Raw genomic sequence first — 14,908 nt, 5'->3', positions numbered from 1 at the left:
GAAGATCTGCGCAAGAAAATCTCCCGGTGAACCGCTTCGCTTCCCGCTCCGTGCCGTTGTGCAGGGGAGGGGTTCCAGCCGGAACCCCGTCGTCCGCACCCCCGGTGAGGCCCCCTTGACCACGCCGTCCATTCCCGCGTCACGAGGAGATTCCGTGGCTACCGAAGCACCGCCGCCCAGAGACGGCACGGAGACCGCCGCCGGTCCCGCACAGCCCACGACGGAGGAGTTCGTCGAGGTCCAGCGGAGCGCGGAGTTCGGCGAACTGCGGCACACCTACCGCTCGTTCGCCTTCCCGCTGACCCTGGCCTTCATCGCCTGGTACCTGCTGTACGTGCTGCTCTCCAACTACGCGGGCGGCTTCATGGGCACCAAGGTCTTCGGCAACGTGAACGTGGCCCTCGTGATGGGCCTCGGCCAGTTCGCCACGACCTTCCTCATCGCCTGGCTCTACTCGCGGCACGCGGCACGCCGCCTCGACCCCAGGGCCGAGGCCATCAGAACCCGTATGGAGGGCGACGCATGAGCACACCCGTCCTGCTCGCGGCGGGCAACGCCACCAGCGAGCACCGGCCGCTGATCATCGCCCTCTTCGGGGCCTTCGTCATCGCGACCCTGATCATCACCGTCTGGGCGGGCCGCCAGACCCGCAGCACCGCCGACTTCTACGCGGGCGGCGGGCAGTTCACCGGCTTCCAGAACGGCCTAGCCATCTCCGGCGACTACATGTCCGCCGCGTCCTTCCTCGGCATCAGCGGCGCCATCGCCCTCTACGGCTACGACGGCTTCCTCTACTCCATCGGCTTCCTCGTCGCCTGGCTCGTCGCCCTGCTCCTGGTCGCCGAACCCCTGCGCAACTCCGGCCGGTTCACCATGGGCGACGTCCTCGCCTACCGGATGCGCCAGCGGCCCGTCAGGACCGCGGCGGGCACCTCCACCATCGTCGTCTCGATCTTCTACCTGCTCGCCCAGATGGCGGGCGCGGGCGTCCTCGTCTCGCTGCTGCTCGGCATCACCAGCGACGGCGGCAAGGTCGCGATCGTCGCCCTGGTCGGCGTCCTGATGATCGTCTACGTGACCATCGGCGGCATGAAGGGCACCACCTGGGTGCAGATGGTGAAGGCCGTCCTGCTCATCGCGGGCACGCTCCTCATCACCTTCCTCATCCTCCTCAAGTTCGACTTCAACCTCTCCGACCTGCTCGGCGCCGCCGCCACCAACAGCGGCAAGGGCGACGCCTTCCTGGAGCCCGGCCTCAAGTACGGCGTCAGCGCCCTGTCGAAGCTGGACTTCCTCTCGCTCGGCATCGCGCTGGTCCTCGGCACGGCCGGTCTGCCGCACATCCTGATCCGCTTCTACACGGTGCCGACCGCCAAGGCCGCCCGTAAGTCGGTCAACTGGGCCATCGGCATCATCGGCGGGTTCTACCTGATGACGATCGTCCTCGGCTTCGGCGCCGCCGCCCTGCTGAAGAACAGCGACATCATCGCCTCCAACAAGGCGGGCAACACCGCCGCCCCGCTCACCGCCCTGGAGGTCGGCGGCGGCGCGGGCTCGACCGGCGGTGCGATCCTGCTGGCCGTCATCTCGGCCGTCGCCTTCGCGACCATCCTCGCGGTCGTCGCCGGACTGACCCTGGCCTCCTCCTCGTCGTTCGCCCACGACATCTACGCCAATGTGATCCGGCGCGGACAGGCCACCGAGAAGGAGGAGATGCGGGCCGCCCGCTGGGCGACCGTCCTCATCGGCGTCGTCTCCATCGCGCTCGGCGCCCTCGCCCGCGACCTCAACGTCGCCGGTCTGGTGGCCCTGGCCTTCGCCGTCGCCGCCTCCGCCAACCTGCCGACGATCCTCTACTCGCTGTTCTGGAAGCGCTTCACCACCCAGGGCGCGCTGTGGTCGATCTACGGCGGACTGGTCTCCTCCGTCGTCCTCGTCCTCTTCTCCCCGGTCGTCTCCGGCGGCCCGGCCTCGATGTTCAAGGGCGTGGACTTCCACTGGTTCCCGCTGGAGAACCCCGGCCTCGTCTCGATCCCGCTCGGCTTCCTCCTCGGCTGGCTCGGCTCGCTGCTCTCCAAGGAGGAGCCGGACGCGGGCAAGTACGCCGAACTGGAGGTCAAGTCCCTCACCGGCGTCGGGGTCGGCGAGGCGGTGAAGCACTGACCGGAGCGCAGCGGTCCGCACACGGTCCGCGACCGCGGGGAGGCCGCGTCGTAGAGTCCTACGACGCGGCCTCCCCGGTCCCGTGACAATCTGCCCTCCTCGCTGTCCGAGGGCTCACGTAGTCTCAGAACACACGCATCCGCACCACGCGTCCGCAAGACGGGAAGGGGGCCCACAGTGCTCATCGACACCTACGGCCGGGTGGCCACCGACCTCCGCGTCTCGCTCACGGACCGCTGCAACCTGCGCTGCACGTACTGTATGCCGGAGGAGGGCCTCCAGTGGCTCGCCAAACCGGACCTGCTCACCGACGACGAGATCGTCCGCCTCGTCCGGCTCGCCGTCACCCGCCTCGGCGTCACCGAGGTCCGCTTCACCGGCGGCGAACCCCTGCTCCGCCCCGGTCTCGTCGGCATCGTCGAGCGCTGCGCGGCCCTGGAGCCCCGGCCCCGGATCTCCCTCACCACCAACGGCATCGGCCTCAAGCGCACGGCCGCCGCCCTCCAGGCCGCCGGACTCGACCGCGTCAACGTCTCCCTGGACACCCTGCGCCCCGAGGTCTTCAAGACGCTCACCCGGCGCGACCGCCACCAGGACGTCCTGGACGGCATGGCCGCCGCCCGGGACGCCGGACTCACCCCGGTCAAGGTCAACGCCGTCCTGATGCCGGGACTCAACGCCGACGAGGCCCCCGACCTGCTCGCCTGGGCGATCACACAGCGCTACGAGCTCCGCTTCATCGAGCAGATGCCGCTGGACGCCCAGCACGGCTGGAAGCGCGACGGGATGATCACCGCCGGTGACATCCTGGAGTCCCTGCGCACCCGCTTCGCCCTGACCCCCGAGGGCGCCGACGAGCGCGGCTCGGCCCCCGCCGAGCGCTGGACCGTGGACGGCGGACCGCACACGGTCGGCGTCATCGCCTCCGTCACCCGCCCGTTCTGCCGGGCCTGCGACCGGACCCGGCTCACCGCCGACGGGCAGGTGCGGACCTGTCTGTTCGCCACCGAGGAGACGGACCTGCGGGCCGCGCTCCGCTCCGGCGCGCCGGACGAGGAGATCGCCGCGCTGTGGGAGCGGGCGATGTGGGGCAAGAAGGCGGGCTCGGGCCTCGACGCCCCGGACTTCCTCCAGCCCGAGCGCCCGATGTCAGCCATCGGCGGCTGACTCCCACTCGGCGAGCGGGACGACGTCCTTCAGGAAGCCCCGTACGCCCAGGAACTGGGAGAGGTGCTCGCGGTGTTCGTCGCACGCGAGCCAGGTCTTGCGCCGCTCGGGCGTGTGCAGCTTGGGGTTGTTCCACGCCAGGACCCAGACGGCGTCGGCGCGGCAGCCCTTGGCGGAACAGCTCGGATTCTCTTCGCTCATCCGGTCATTGTCCGGCAAAGGCGATGCCGAGCAGCCACGGGGGGAGCTGCCCGGCATCGGTCTGTCGCTCCGACGGGGGATGCGGAGCGCGTACGCAGTATGTCACGGCACCCAGGGTGCGGTGCACCGGAACTTCATGATTGATCTGAGCTTTTACTGAGGTTTCCGGCCACTGCCAGTGACTCAGTTCCGGCCGCTCGAAGGGCCGTCGTCCGGGCCTTCCGCGACCTCGTCGGACGCCAGCGCCGGACGCACCGGAGCCGGTACGAAAGTGGAGGGAAGGGACGGAGCGGACTCGCGGCCCGCGTTCGCGACGACCACGGCGACGTAGGGGAGCAGGATGCCCAGGGCCAGCGCCACGACGGCCACGTGCCGCTCGACGTTCCACAGTACCGCCGCCGCGATCACGGACAGTGTGCGGACCGTCATGGAGATGACATAGCGACGCTGCCGCCCCCGCACGTCGTCGGCGAGCCCCTGCCGGGCCCCCGTGATCCGGAAGACCTCGCTTCCGCCGTGCTTCCGCATCGTCCTCCACCACCCGCCGCTCGCGCCGGACCCTCCCCGGTCCGGACCTCGCTCCACGGTACGCCCGCCCGCCCGCGCCGACGAGACCGGGGCACGGATGGCGGTGTCCGACGTGCGCCGTACGGAGGATGGGCCGAGACTGGGCGCAGACCCGCAGAAGGAGGCGACCATGGGCTGGTTGTGGGCGATCATCGTGGGACTCGTCCTCGGTCTGATCGCGAAGGCGATCCTGCCGGGGAAACAGCAGATCCCGCTCTGGCTGACGATCGTGTTCGGCATGGTCGGCAGCCTCCTCGGCAACGCCGTCGCGACCTGGATCGGAGTCAACGACACCAGCGGCATCGACTGGATCCGCCATCTGCTCCAGCTGATCGGCGCCGTCGCCGTGGTCGGAGTCGGCGACATGCTCTGGGTCTCGATGAAGGGCAGCAGACAGCGGAGCTGACCCGCGCGCAGAGCGACGGAAACCCGGAGGCCCGGTGCCACACCTCAGGTGCGGCACCGGGCCTCCGGTTCTCATGGGGAAGGACGCACGACGAGCGGCTCGCGCGGCCCTTCAGGCACGCGAGCCCTTCACACGCGCGGGCCCTCCCGCGAAGCGCTGCTCGCGGGAGGGCTCGCGCGCAAGGGACTCACGCCCCCGTGAACTCGATCGCCGCCAGGTTCTTCTTGCCGCGCCGCAGCACCAGCCAGCGCCCGTGCAGCAGGTCGTCGGCCGACACCTCGGCGTCCTCGGCGGTGACCTTCACGTTGTTCACGTACGCCCCGCCCTCCTTCACCGTGCGCCGCGCCGCCGACTTGCTCGCCACCAGACCGACCTCCGCGAACAGGTCCACGACCTGGCCCAGCGCGGTCACCCGGGCGTGCGGCAGCTCGGACAGGGCGGCGGCCAGCGTCGCCCCGTCCAGCTCGGTCAGGTCGCCCTGCCCGAACAGCGCCTTGGAGGCGCCGATGACGGCCGCGCACTGCCCGGCGCCGTGCACCAGGGCGGTCAGCTCCTCCGCGAGCGCCCGCTGCGCGGCCCGCGCCTGCGGCCGTTCGGCGGTCTGCGCCTCCAGCGCCTCCAGCTCCTCGCGGGACTTGAAGGACAGGATGCGCAGGTACGTGGAGATGTCCCGGTCGTCCACGTTCAGCCAGAACTGGTAGAACGCGTACGGGGTCGTCATCTCCGGGTCCAGCCAGACGGCCCCGCCCTCGGTCTTGCCGAACTTGGTGCCGTCCGCCTTGACCATCAGCGGGGTGGCGAGCGCGTGCGCGTGCGCCCCCGGCTCCAGGCGGTGGATCAGGTCGAGACCGGCCACCAGGTTGCCCCACTGGTCCGAGCCGCCCTGCTGGAGCGTGCAGCCGTACCGGCGGTACAGCTCCAGGAAGTCCATGCCCTGGAGCAGCTGGTAGCTGAACTCCGTGTAGCTGATGCCCTGCTCGGACTCCAGGCGGCGGGCCACGGAGTCCTTGGTCAGCATCTTGTTGACCCGGAAGTGCTTGCCGATGTCCCGCAGGAACTCGATCGCCGACAGACCGGCGGTCCAGTCCAGGTTGTTCACCATGACCGCCGCGTTCTCCCCCTCGAAGGAGAGGAAGGGCTCGATCTGCGTGCGCAGCCGGTCCACCCAGTTCGCGACCGTCTCGGGGTCGTTCAGGGTGCGCTCGGCGGTCGGCCGCGGGTCGCCGATCTGACCGGTGGCCCCGCCGACCAGCGCCAGCGGCCGGTGCCCGGCCTGCTGGAGCCGGCGGACGGTGAGGACCTGCACCAGGTGCCCCACGTGGAGACTGGCCGCGGTCGGATCGAAACCGCAATAGAACGTCACGGGACCGTCCGCGAGAGCCTTGCGCAGTGCGTCCTCGTCGGTGGACTGGGCGAAGAGCCCGCGCCACTTCAGCTCGTCGACGATGTCGGTCACGATCGTCCGTCTCCTCGTGATGCTGTGGGAAAGAGTTGTTCTCGGCCAGTCTAGGCGGGTCAGACCCCCTTGCTGACCGAGCTCATGTTGAAGTCGGGCACCCGCAGGGCGGGCATCGCGGCCCGGGTGAACCAGTCGCTCCACTCGCGCGGCAGCGTCTTCTCCGTCCGGCCCGCCTCGGAGGCCCGCGACAGCAGGTCCACCGGCGACTCGTTGAACCGGAAGTTGTTCACCTCGCCGACCACCTCGCCGTTCTCGACGAGGTAGACGCCGTCCCGGGTCAGACCGGTCAGCAGCAGCGTCGCCGGGTCCACCTCGCGGATGTACCAGAGGCAGGTCAGCAGCAGACCGCGCTCGGTGGCGGCCACCATCTCCTCCAGGGACCGCTCGCCGCCGCCGTCCAGGATCAGGTTCCCCGCCCCCGGTGCCACGGGCAGCCCGGTCAGGCCCGCCGTGTGCCGGGTGGTGATCAGGTGTTCCAGCTTCCCGTCCCGGACCCAGTCCACCGGCGCGACCGGCAGCCCGTTGTCGAAGACGGACGAGTCGTCGCCGGAGGAGTGCGCGATCACGAACGGCGCGGACTCCAGACCCGGCTCGTGCGGGTCGCTGCGCAGGGTCAGCGGCAGCGGGGAGAGGGTCTCGCCGAGCCGGGTGCCGCCGCCGGGCTTGGAGAAGACCGTACGGCCCTCCACCGCGTCCCGGGCCGTCGACGACCACAGCTGGTAGATCAGCAGGTCGGCCACGGCCGTCGGCGGCAGCAGCGTCTCGTACCGCCCGGCGGGCAGCTCGATCCGCCGCTCCGCCCAGCCGAGCCGGGTCGCCAGCTCCGCGTCGAGCGCGGCCGGGTCGACGTCCTTGAAGTCCCGGGTGGACCGGCCCGCCCAGGCGGAGCGCGAGCGGTCGGGGGACTTGGCGTTCAGCTCCAGGGTGCCGTTCGGCTGGTCGTGCCGGAGCCGCAGCCCCGTCGACGTCCCCAGATAGGTGGAGGTCAGCTCGTGGTTGGCGAAGCCGTACAGCTCGCGGCCCCCGGCCCGCGCGCGGGCGAAGGCCTCGCCGAGCGCCGGAGCGAAGTCGGCGAACACGGCGGAGGAGGTCTCCACCGGGGCGTCCGTGAAGTCGGGCGACGAGGGCACCCCGGTCACCAGCGGCTGCGCGTCCTCGGCGGGTCCCGCGGCGCGCGCGGCGGCCTCGGCGGCCCGTACCAGCGGCTCCAGGTCGTCGGCGGTCACGGCGGACCGGGAGACGACACCGGAGGCGGTGCCCCGGGAGCCGTCGACGGTCGCGACGACCGTCAGCGTCCGGCCCCGGGTCACGCCGTTGGTGGTGAGCGCGTTGCCCGCCCACCGCAGATTGGCCGAGGACTCCTCGTCGGCGATGACGACGCATCCGTCGGCACGGGACAGCTCAAGGGCCCGCTCGACGATCTCGTACGGCTTGCTGACGCGGCTCATCGACCGGCCTCCTGCGTCGTGTTCGGGCTGTGCTCGCCCGGGGGACGACCCCCGGACCCCCAGCGGATCGTGTGGCGGACGTTCATCGACCGGCCTCCTGCGTCGTGTTCAGAATGTTGACGCCCCGGAAGAGGGCGGAGGGGCAGCCGTGGGAGACCGCGGCGACCTGGCCCGGCTGGGCCTTGCCGCAGTTGAAGGCGCCACCGAGGACGTACGTCTGCGGGCCGCCGACCTGCTCCATCGAGCCCCAGAAGTCGGTGGTCGTCGCCTGGTAGGCCACGTCCCGGAGCTGCCCGGCGAGCCGGCCGTTCTCGATGCGGAAGAAGCGCTGTCCGGTGAACTGGAAGTTGTGGCGCTGCATGTCGATCGACCACGAGCGGTCGCCGACCACGTAGATGCCCCGCTCCACCCCGCCGATCAGGTCCTCGGTGGACAGCCCGCCCGGGTCCGGCTGGAGCGAGACGTTCGCCATCCGCTGCACCGGCACGTGCGCGGGGGAGTCCGCGAAGGCGCAGCCGTTCGACCGGCCGAGCCCGGTGAGCTTCGCGATCCGCCGGTCCAGCTGGTAGCCGACGAGCGTGCCGTCCTTCACCAGGTCCCAGCTCTGGCCCTCGACGCCCTCGTCGTCGTACCCGATCGTCGCGAGCCCGTGCTCGGCGGTCCGGTCGCCCGTCACGTTCATGATCGAGGAGCCGTACGCCAGCTTGCCCAGCTGGTCGAAGGTGGCGAAGGAGGTGCCCGCGTACGCCGCCTCGTAGCCCAGCGCCCGGTCCAGCTCGGTGGCGTGGCCGATCGACTCGTGGATGGTCAGCCAGAGGTTCGAGGGGTCCACGACCAGGTCGTACCGGCCCGCCTCGACGCTCGGCGCCCGCATCTTCTCGGCGAGCAGCCCCGGGATCTCGTCCAGCTCCCGGTCCCAGTCCCAGCCGGTGCCGGTCAGGTACTCCCAGCCCCGTCCGGCCGGCGGGGCGATCGTCCGCATCGAGTCGAACTCGCCGGTCGTCTCGTCGACGGCCACCGCCGTCAGCTGCGGGTGCAGCCGGACGCGCTGCTGCGTGGTCACGGTCCCCGCCGTGTCCGCGTAGAACTTGTTCTCGTGGACGGTGAGCAGCGAGGCGTCCACGTGCGCCACGCCGTCCGCGCGCAGCAGCCGCGCGCTCCAGTCGGCGAGCAGCGCGCCCTTCTCCTCGGCGGGCACGGAGAAGGGGTCGATCTCGTACGAGGAGATCCAGACCTTGTCCTCGTGCACCGGCTCCGGCGCCAGCTCCACCCGCTCCTCGGACCCGGCCGCCGCGATGACCCGCGCGGACAGCTGGGCCATGGCCACCGCCTGCGAGGCGACCCGGGCGGCCCCGTCCATGGTCAGGTCCACCCCGGAGGCGAACCCCCAGGCCCCGCCGTGCACCACCCGTACCGCGTACCCGAGGTCGGTGGTGTCCGAGGAACCGGACGGTTTGGCGTCGCGCAGCCGCCAGGAGGCGCTGCGCACCCGCTCCAGACGGAAGTCGGCGTGCTCGGCACCCAGCGCGCGCGCTCGGGCGAGCGCCGCGTCGGCGAGCGCCCGCAACGGCAGCGCGACGAACGAAGGGTCGATCTGATGGACCACGAGCGGCCTCGCTCTCGGCGATCAAAATGCGGCGGTTGGACTGCCCGCGCAGTCAATCACGGCTCGGGGCGCGGGGGCGGCGCATTGTCGCGCTCCGCCGTTCCGGGGCGCGCGGGGACGGCGTGCGGCGCAGACGGGAGCCCTGTACGGATCCCCCGCGGGGCCCCCGAGCTGTAGGGACTCGACAGTCCCGCCGGTATGCGACTGTCGGAGGTCGATTCCTCATGTCGGGAGCGTTACCGATAGGTTTTCGGCTACCAGACCGCTATCGAAAGGGTGATCCGTTGAGCCGCTCGGTTCTCGTCACCGGAGGAAACCGGGGCATCGGCCTCGCCATCGCCCGCGCGTTCGCCGAGGCGGGCGACAAGGTCGCCATCACGTACCGTTCCGGCCTGCCTCCGGAGGGGTTCCTCGCGGTGAAGTGCGACATCACCGACGGCGATCAGGTGGATCAGGCGTACAAGGAGATCGAGGAGAAGCACGGTCCGGTCGAGGTCCTCGTGGCCAACGCCGGCGTGACGAAGGACCAGCTCCTGATGCGCATGTCCGAGGAGGACTTCACGTCCGTCCTCGACACCAACCTCACCGGCACCTTCCGGGTCGTCAAGCGCGCCAACCGGGGGATGCTGCGCGCCAGGAAGGGCCGGGTCGTCCTGATCTCCTCGGTCGTCGGTCTGCTGGGCTCCGCGGGCCAGGCCAACTACGCCGCCTCCAAGGCGGGCCTGGTCGGTTTCGCCCGTTCCCTCGCGCGTGAGCTGGGCTCGCGCAACATCACGTTCAACGTCGTCGCCCCCGGCTTCGTCGACACCGACATGACCGCGGTGCTCACCGACGAGCAGCGCGCGGGCATCGTGTCGCAGGTGCCGCTGGGCCGTTACGCGCGGCCGGAGGAGATCGCCGCCGCGGTGAGGTTCCTCGCCTCGGACGACGCCTCGTACATCACTGGAGCCGTCATCCCGGTTGACGGCGGATTGGGCATGGGTCACTGATCACATGAGCGGAATTCTCGAGGGCAAGCGCATCCTGATCACCGGTGTGCTGATGGAGTCCTCCATCGCCTTCCACGCCGCGAAGCTGGCCCAGGAGCAGGGCGCGGAGATCATCCTCACCGCCTGGCCCCGGCCGTCGCTGACCGAGCGCATCGCCAGGAAGCTGCCCCACCCCGACAAGGTCAAGGTCCTGGAGCTCGACGTCTCCAACGACGAACACCTCGCGCGCCTCGAAGGCCAGGTCCGCGAGCACCTCGGTGACCGTCTCGACGGCATCGTGCACTCGATCGGCTTCGCCCCGCAGGACGCGCTCGGCGGCAACTTCCTCCACACGCCGTTCGAGTCGGTCGCCACCGCCATGCACGTCTCGGCCTTCTCGCTGAAGTCCCTGACGGTGGCGCTGCTGCCGCTGATGACCGAGGGCGGCTCCGTCGTCGGCCTCACCTTCGACGCGCAGTACGCCTGGCCGCAGTACGACTGGATGGGCCCGACCAAGGCGGCCCTGGAGGCCACCAGCCGTTACATGGCCCGTGACCTGGGCAAGCAGAACATCCGCTGCAACCTGATCTCGGCGGGTCCGCTGGGGTCGATGGCCGCCAAGTCCATCCCGGGCTTCGACGGGCTCGCCTCCGTCTGGGACAGCCGCTCCCCGCTGGAGTGGGACCTCGCCGACCCGGAGCCGGCCGGCCGCGGCATCGTGGCGCTGCTCTCCGACTGGTTCCCGATGACGACGGGCGAGATCATCCACGTCGACGGCGGTCTGCACGCGATCGGCGCGTGACCGTACGACACCTCGTGTGACCGTCCGGTGCCCCGTGCGGCCGTTCCGCGTCACGCCTGAGCGGGCCCGGACCCTTCCGTCCGTCCCGTTCCTCCCGTCACGGTCTCCGTGACGCCCCAGGGCCGTGCGTCCGCCCCCCGCCGGGCGGTGCACGGCCCTGGGCGTTCCGCAACTCCTGCCCGACTCGAAAAGTCACGCGAACCAGCCCAAAATGGGCGGAGCGTGATGTTCCTGCTACGGGTGGGGAGGAGGTGCGGACATGCGCGTCACCCGGCAAGGACTCGGTGTCACCGCCTCCGTCGCGGTCCTCTTCACCGGCATGGCCGTCGCCGCCGAGGTGCGGGCCGCGCCCGCCCCCGCCGAGGACCTTCCCGCCGCCGCCCCGGCGCGGAGCGGGGAGGGCGGGGAGCCGGAGAACTTCGGCGCCTCCTGCCGGACCGTGGTGCGGGGCTCCCACGTCACCGCGCACTGCCAGAACCCTTACCTCGTCACCGACCGGGTCCGGCTGCACGTCGAGTGCGACCGCTGGTGGGACGTGGACACCGACAGCACCCCGGTGGAGGTCGGCCCCGCCGACTACGGCCGGCTCGACGGCCGCTGCTGGAAGGAGGTCCGGGCCGCCTGGCTCACCCACCAGCCCGCGGACCGGACTCCGGCTCCGGTACGGGGCTCCTGAGGCACATGAAGGGGTAACCGGCCGCCTCCGCGCCCGCCCGCTCGGCGTCGCCCTCCCGGACGGCGTCCACCAGCCGCGCGTGGTCCATGTGGTTCTCCGGCCGCAGCACCTGCCCGATGTCGTCGCGCAGCCACTGCCGCAGCAGATCGCCCAGGTCGGCGTAGAGCTCGGTCAGCACCTCGTTGCCCGAGGCGGCGACGACCGCGTGGTGGAAGGCGGCGTCCACGGTCACGAACCGCTCCGCGTCCCCGGACTCCCACGCCTCCTCCCGTCGCAGGAGGAGCGCGTCGAGCTGCTTCAGGTCCCGCTCGGTGCGCCGGGCGGCGGCGAGCCGGGCGGCGGTGGACTCCAGTGTCGAGCGCAGCTCGGCGACGTGCCGGGGGTCGGAGCCCGCGAAGCGGCGGTGCATGACGCCCGCCAGCTCGCTGGTGGCGATGACGTACGTCCCCGAGCCTTGGCGGATGTCGAGGAGTCCGTTGTGGGCGAGCGCCCGCACCGCCTCGCGGACCGTGTTGCGGGCCACCCCGAGCTGCTCGACCAGCTCGGGTTCGGTCGGGATGCGGGAACCCACCGGCCACTCGCCCGAGGTGATCTGGTTCCGCAGCTCGGCGATCACCTGATCGGAGAGACCTGCGCGCCGCGGGTGACCGAGGGCCATGGAAACACCTTCCGTTCGTTCGAGATTGGACAATCAATCATCCCATGATTCTATGATGGCCTCATGCCAGACGAGCCGAAGACCCTCGACCCCGCCGCACGACCGGCCGGGAGCCCCGCCGCGGACGGTGCCGTCGGCGCGACCGTCTCCACACCGACCGTCTCCACACCGGTCATCTCCGCACCACCGGTCACTTCCGCACCGGTCACTTCCGCACCGGCCGCCTCCGCACCGGCCGCCTCCGCACCGGTCGCTTCCGCGAAGGCGAACGGAACGGCCGCCGCCGACTCTGCCGCCCCCGCCCCGGCGCTCCGCTGGACCCTCGGCCTCGTCACCGTCGGCCTCGTCCTCGCCGCGCTGAACCTGCGCCCCGCCATCACCAGCCTCGGCGCCCTCCTCGAAGACGTCAGCGCCGACCTGCACATGAGCGGCAGCCTCGCCGGGGTCCTGACCTCCGTGCCGCCGCTCTGCTTCGCGGTCTTCGGCATCACGGCCCCGCGCCTCGCCCGCCGCTTCGGCCCCGCCGCCGTCGTCTGCGCGGGCATGGCCGCGATCTTCGCCGGTCTGCTCCTGCGGTCCTTCGCCACCGGCACCCCCGCCTTCCTGGCCGCCAGCGCCCTCGCCCTCATGGGCATCGCCGTCAGCAACATCCTGATGCCCGTCATCGTCAAGAGGTACTTCCCCGACCGCGTCGGCAGCATGACCGGCCTCTACTCCATGGCGCTGGCCCTCGGCACCTCCCTCGCCGCCGCCGCCACCGTCCCCGTGACCGCGGCCCTCGGCGGCGACTGGCGCCTCGGCCTCGGCATCTGGGCGGTCCTCGCGGCCCTCGCCGTACTGCCCTGGCTGCCGCTGGTGCGCGACCGCGCCACGAACACCGCCACCACCCCGGGCGCACCGGCCGGTACCGCCCCCGCCGGGGCCACGCCCGTCGGCGGCTCCGGCCCGGTCGCGTCCGCCGCTGCCCCGCGCGTCGGCCGCAGTCCCACCGCCTGGGCGCTCGCCGTGTTCTTCGGACTCCAGGCGACCGGCGCCTACATCACCATGGGCTGGATGCCGCAGATCTTCCGTGACGCGGGCGTCTCCGCCTCCACCGCGGGCGTGCTCCTGGCCGTCACCATGGTCATGGGCGTCCCGCTCGCCTTCGTCATACCCCGGGTCGCGAGCCGGATGAAGGCCCAGGGCCCGATCGTCGTCGCGCTCGGACTCTGCGGACTCACCGGCTACACCGGCCTGTTCCTCGCCCCGGCCGGGGGAGCCTGGGCCTGGGCCGTCCTCCTCGGCATCTCCAACTGCGCCTTCCCGCTGGCCCTCACCATGATCGGGATGCGCTCGCGCACCGGCGTCGGAGTCGTCCGGCTCTCGGCCTTCGCGCAGAGCGTCGGCTACCTCATCTCGATCCCCGGCCCCCTCCTCGTCGGCGTGCTCTACCAGCACAGCGGCGGCTGGGGACTGCCGATCGCGCTCATGGGCGGACTGATGATCCCGCAGATGATCGTCGGCACCCTGGCGGGGAGGGACCGGACGGTCGAGGACGAATGCTGAGATGCGAGACTGTTCCCATGCCAGTCCTCGAACCCAATCCCCCCAACGGCCAGAAGAAGCTGCTCATCGTCTTCGGCGCCATGATCGGCATCACGGTCGTCATCGCCGTCATCGCCTCCCTCGCCTCCCCCTGAACCCCCGGCGCCCCGCCCCGGGGTGGGGGTAACCCCCGCATCCCCTAGGGGGCGCGTCTCAGGGTGAAGTGGGTGGATCACCTGATGGGCCGGAGGGTCCGCGATCCCTAGGTTGGAGACACAGGGAAAACGGAGACTCTCACCCATGGAGGCGGTCATGTCGGCCCATACGCACACCCGGGCCCGGCCCACGGCGAGCGGCGTCGACACCCGGTTGCCCTGGTGGGCCCTGGCCCTTCCGGTGGCCGCGTTCCTCGCCCTGCTGCTCCTGGTGACCGGGTCGGGAGAGTCCCAGGCGCCCCTCGGGGCCCATGGGGTCGGAGGGTTCCTGGAGCGGGTTCAGCAAACGCTCTCTCTCTGAGTCGACACGGCCTGTTTCATGCGAAGCTGAGCACCATGAGCGTCGACACACCCCGCAGGATCGCGCTGCTCCGACACGCCAAGGCGGACTGGAACCAGGAGTCGGACCACGAGCGCCCCCTCGCCGAGCGAGGCCGCGCGGACGCCCCCCTGGTCGGCCGCAAGCTCGCCGGGACCGGCATCGGCTTCGACCTGGCCCTCTGCTCGACCGCCCTCAGAACGCGCGAGACCTGGAAGCTGGCCGTCCAGGCACTGCCGGAGCGCCCCAGGACCGTGTACGAGGAGCGGTTGTACGAGGCTTCGCTCGGTGAGCTCATCGCCCTGCTCAACGAGGTGCCGGACGAGGTCTCCGACCTCCTGGTCATCGGTCACAACCCGGGGATGCACGCGCTCGCCGACGCCCTCGCGGGCGAGGCCGAGGGAGACGCCCAGGCCCGGATGAACCGCAGCGGCTTCCCGACCTCCGCCTTCGCCGTCCTCACCTTCGACGGCCCGTGGAAGTCGGTCGAGCACGGCGTCGGCCGCCTGGCCGACTTCTGGACGCCGCACGCCTGAGCCCGGAGCTCCGGAGCCCGGAGCTCCGGAGCCTGGTGTTCCTGAGCCTGGTGTTCCTGAGCCCGGTGTTCCGGAGCCCGCCCCCGGTGACCGCTGCCGGGAGGACGTCCGGGCAGCGGTCCCGAACCCGGCGCTTTCGAGCCCGCTCAGGTGACCCGCCGTGGGGAAGGCGCCCGTGCACGTGTCCTGATCC

17 protein-coding genes are annotated in these 14,908 nt (G+C 71.3%); 11 read left to right on the top strand and 6 right to left on the bottom strand.

All coding sequences use genetic code 11. The annotated features are described in order from the left end of the window. Positions 1-154 precede the first annotated feature (154 nt). From ACFXGN_RS07225 to moaA, 3 genes are all read left to right on the top strand, one after another. Positions 155-526, top strand: coding sequence for a DUF485 domain-containing protein (locus ACFXGN_RS07225; protein WP_384854638.1), 372 nt, complete (start codon positions 155-157; stop codon positions 524-526). Continuing rightward, the gene (locus ACFXGN_RS07220; protein WP_384854636.1) at positions 523-2,163 is read left to right on the top strand and encodes a cation acetate symporter; all 1,641 of its coding nucleotides are present in this window, start codon (positions 523-525) and stop codon (positions 2,161-2,163) included. The genes ACFXGN_RS07225 and ACFXGN_RS07220 overlap by 4 nt, the downstream gene beginning before the upstream one ends. Positions 2,164-2,340: 177 nt before the next feature. Continuing rightward, positions 2,341-3,330: a GTP 3',8-cyclase MoaA gene (moaA, locus tag ACFXGN_RS07215; RefSeq protein ID WP_384854634.1), complete on the top strand. Its 990-nt coding sequence runs from the start codon at positions 2,341-2,343 to the stop codon at positions 3,328-3,330. Here the strand turns inward: moaA and ACFXGN_RS07210 are convergent. Further along, the gene (locus ACFXGN_RS07210) at positions 3,313-3,531 is read right to left on the bottom strand and encodes a hypothetical protein (protein WP_384854631.1); all 219 of its coding nucleotides are present in this window, start codon (positions 3,529-3,531) and stop codon (positions 3,313-3,315) included. The two genes, moaA and ACFXGN_RS07210, sit on opposite strands and share 18 nt — an antisense overlap. A 183-nt stretch (positions 3,532-3,714) precedes the next feature. Beyond that, a complete protein-coding gene (locus tag ACFXGN_RS07205; RefSeq protein WP_384854628.1) occupies positions 3,715-4,059 on the bottom strand; it encodes a DUF3099 domain-containing protein in 345 nt (114 codons plus the stop codon). Positions 4,060-4,228: 169 nt separating this feature from the next. Here ACFXGN_RS07205 and ACFXGN_RS07200 point away from each other — a divergent pair, with 169 nt between their 5' ends. Continuing rightward, positions 4,229-4,504 carry a GlsB/YeaQ/YmgE family stress response membrane protein gene (locus ACFXGN_RS07200; RefSeq protein WP_384854626.1) on the top strand — a complete coding sequence of 92 codons (276 nt, stop codon included), beginning with the start codon at positions 4,229-4,231 and terminating at the stop codon, positions 4,502-4,504. A 187-nt stretch (positions 4,505-4,691) separates the two neighbouring features. On the opposite strand, the gene tyrS is transcribed toward ACFXGN_RS07200, so the two are convergent. The 3 genes from tyrS to ACFXGN_RS07185 form a co-directional block, all read right to left on the bottom strand. Continuing rightward, on the bottom strand, positions 4,692-5,960 hold the full coding sequence (gene tyrS, locus ACFXGN_RS07195; RefSeq protein WP_384854623.1) for a tyrosine--tRNA ligase: 1,269 nt from the start codon (positions 5,958-5,960) through the stop codon (positions 4,692-4,694). 59 nt (positions 5,961-6,019) lie between these two features. After that, entirely contained in the window at positions 6,020-7,411 is a 1,392-nt protein-coding gene (locus ACFXGN_RS07190) for a metallopeptidase TldD-related protein (RefSeq protein ID WP_384854620.1), read from the bottom strand. 82 nt (positions 7,412-7,493) lie between these two features. Beyond that, entirely contained in the window at positions 7,494-9,017 is a 1,524-nt protein-coding gene (locus tag ACFXGN_RS07185) for a TldD/PmbA family protein (RefSeq protein ID WP_384854617.1), read from the bottom strand. A gap of 284 nt (positions 9,018-9,301) precedes the next feature. On the opposite strand from ACFXGN_RS07185, the gene fabG reads away from it, so the two are divergent. The 3 genes from fabG to ACFXGN_RS07170 all read left to right on the top strand — a co-directional run bounded on the left by fabG (position 9,302) and on the right by ACFXGN_RS07170 (position 11,463). Continuing rightward, positions 9,302-10,006 (top strand): 3-oxoacyl-[acyl-carrier-protein] reductase, encoded by a 705-nt coding sequence (gene fabG, locus ACFXGN_RS07180; protein WP_384854614.1) that lies wholly within the window; start codon positions 9,302-9,304, stop codon positions 10,004-10,006. A gap of 4 nt (positions 10,007-10,010) precedes the next feature. Beyond that, positions 10,011-10,787: an enoyl-ACP reductase FabI gene (gene fabI / locus ACFXGN_RS07175; protein WP_384854611.1), complete on the top strand. Its 777-nt coding sequence runs from the start codon at positions 10,011-10,013 to the stop codon at positions 10,785-10,787. Positions 10,788-11,046: 259 nt separating this feature from the next. Then, positions 11,047-11,463: a hypothetical protein gene (locus tag ACFXGN_RS07170; protein ID WP_384854608.1), complete on the top strand. Its 417-nt coding sequence runs from the start codon at positions 11,047-11,049 to the stop codon at positions 11,461-11,463. Here ACFXGN_RS07170 and ACFXGN_RS07165 read toward each other — a convergent pair. Then, positions 11,414-12,121 (bottom strand): FadR/GntR family transcriptional regulator, encoded by a 708-nt coding sequence (locus tag ACFXGN_RS07165; RefSeq protein WP_384854605.1) that lies wholly within the window; start codon positions 12,119-12,121, stop codon positions 11,414-11,416. The genes ACFXGN_RS07170 and ACFXGN_RS07165 overlap by 50 nt on opposite strands. Before the next feature lie 63 nt (positions 12,122-12,184). Here ACFXGN_RS07165 and ACFXGN_RS07160 point away from each other — a divergent pair, with 63 nt between their 5' ends. The 4 genes from ACFXGN_RS07160 (at position 12,185) to ACFXGN_RS07145 (ending at position 14,715) form a co-directional block, all read left to right on the top strand. Next, entirely contained in the window at positions 12,185-13,666 is a 1,482-nt protein-coding gene (locus tag ACFXGN_RS07160) for a CynX/NimT family MFS transporter (protein WP_384854602.1), read from the top strand. Between the two features lie 17 nt (positions 13,667-13,683). Continuing rightward, the gene (locus tag ACFXGN_RS07155; protein ID WP_384854599.1) at positions 13,684-13,800 is read left to right on the top strand and encodes an SGM_5486 family transporter-associated protein; all 117 of its coding nucleotides are present in this window, start codon (positions 13,684-13,686) and stop codon (positions 13,798-13,800) included. Between the two features lie 157 nt (positions 13,801-13,957). Continuing rightward, entirely contained in the window at positions 13,958-14,161 is a 204-nt protein-coding gene (locus ACFXGN_RS07150; protein ID WP_384854597.1) for a hypothetical protein, read from the top strand. A 35-nt stretch (positions 14,162-14,196) separates the two neighbouring features. Continuing rightward, positions 14,197-14,715, top strand: a complete 519-nt coding sequence (locus ACFXGN_RS07145) for a SixA phosphatase family protein (protein WP_384854595.1) — start codon at positions 14,197-14,199, stop codon at positions 14,713-14,715. The last annotated feature ends 193 nt before the right edge of the window (positions 14,716-14,908 follow it).

The organism is Streptomyces sp. NPDC059247, from assembly GCF_042754005.1.
In the GTDB taxonomy this organism is placed as follows: domain Bacteria; phylum Actinomycetota; class Actinomycetes; order Streptomycetales; family Streptomycetaceae; genus Streptomyces.
The sequence above is the reverse complement of the archived record's forward strand: the minus strand, read 5'-3'. Positions and strand labels throughout refer to the sequence as shown.

What these genes read in the sequence shown, in the direction of transcription:
- ACFXGN_RS07150 (WP_384854597.1), top strand. Translation starts at nt 13,958, where the DNA reads ATGTCGGCCCATACGCACACCCGGGCCCGGCCCACGGCGAGCGGCGTC.
- ACFXGN_RS07155 (WP_384854599.1), top strand. Translation starts at nt 13,684, where the DNA reads ATGCCAGTCCTCGAACCCAATCCCCCCAACGGCCAGAAGAAGCTGCTC.
- ACFXGN_RS07210 (WP_384854631.1), bottom strand. Translation starts at nt 3,531, where the DNA reads ATGAGCGAAGAGAATCCGAGCTGTTCCGCCAAGGGCTGCCGCGCCGAC.
- ACFXGN_RS07205 (WP_384854628.1), bottom strand. Translation starts at nt 4,059, where the DNA reads ATGCGGAAGCACGGCGGAAGCGAGGTCTTCCGGATCACGGGGGCCCGG.
- ACFXGN_RS07145 (WP_384854595.1), top strand. Translation starts at nt 14,197, where the DNA reads ATGAGCGTCGACACACCCCGCAGGATCGCGCTGCTCCGACACGCCAAG.
- ACFXGN_RS07160 (WP_384854602.1), top strand. Translation starts at nt 12,185, where the DNA reads ATGCCAGACGAGCCGAAGACCCTCGACCCCGCCGCACGACCGGCCGGG.
- fabI (WP_384854611.1), top strand. Translation starts at nt 10,011, where the DNA reads ATGAGCGGAATTCTCGAGGGCAAGCGCATCCTGATCACCGGTGTGCTG.
- ACFXGN_RS07190 (WP_384854620.1), bottom strand. Translation starts at nt 7,411, where the DNA reads ATGAGCCGCGTCAGCAAGCCGTACGAGATCGTCGAGCGGGCCCTTGAG.
- ACFXGN_RS07220 (WP_384854636.1), top strand. Translation starts at nt 523, where the DNA reads ATGAGCACACCCGTCCTGCTCGCGGCGGGCAACGCCACCAGCGAGCAC.
- ACFXGN_RS07165 (WP_384854605.1), bottom strand. Translation starts at nt 12,121, where the DNA reads ATGGCCCTCGGTCACCCGCGGCGCGCAGGTCTCTCCGATCAGGTGATC.
- ACFXGN_RS07170 (WP_384854608.1), top strand. Translation starts at nt 11,047, where the DNA reads ATGCGCGTCACCCGGCAAGGACTCGGTGTCACCGCCTCCGTCGCGGTC.
- ACFXGN_RS07200 (WP_384854626.1), top strand. Translation starts at nt 4,229, where the DNA reads ATGGGCTGGTTGTGGGCGATCATCGTGGGACTCGTCCTCGGTCTGATC.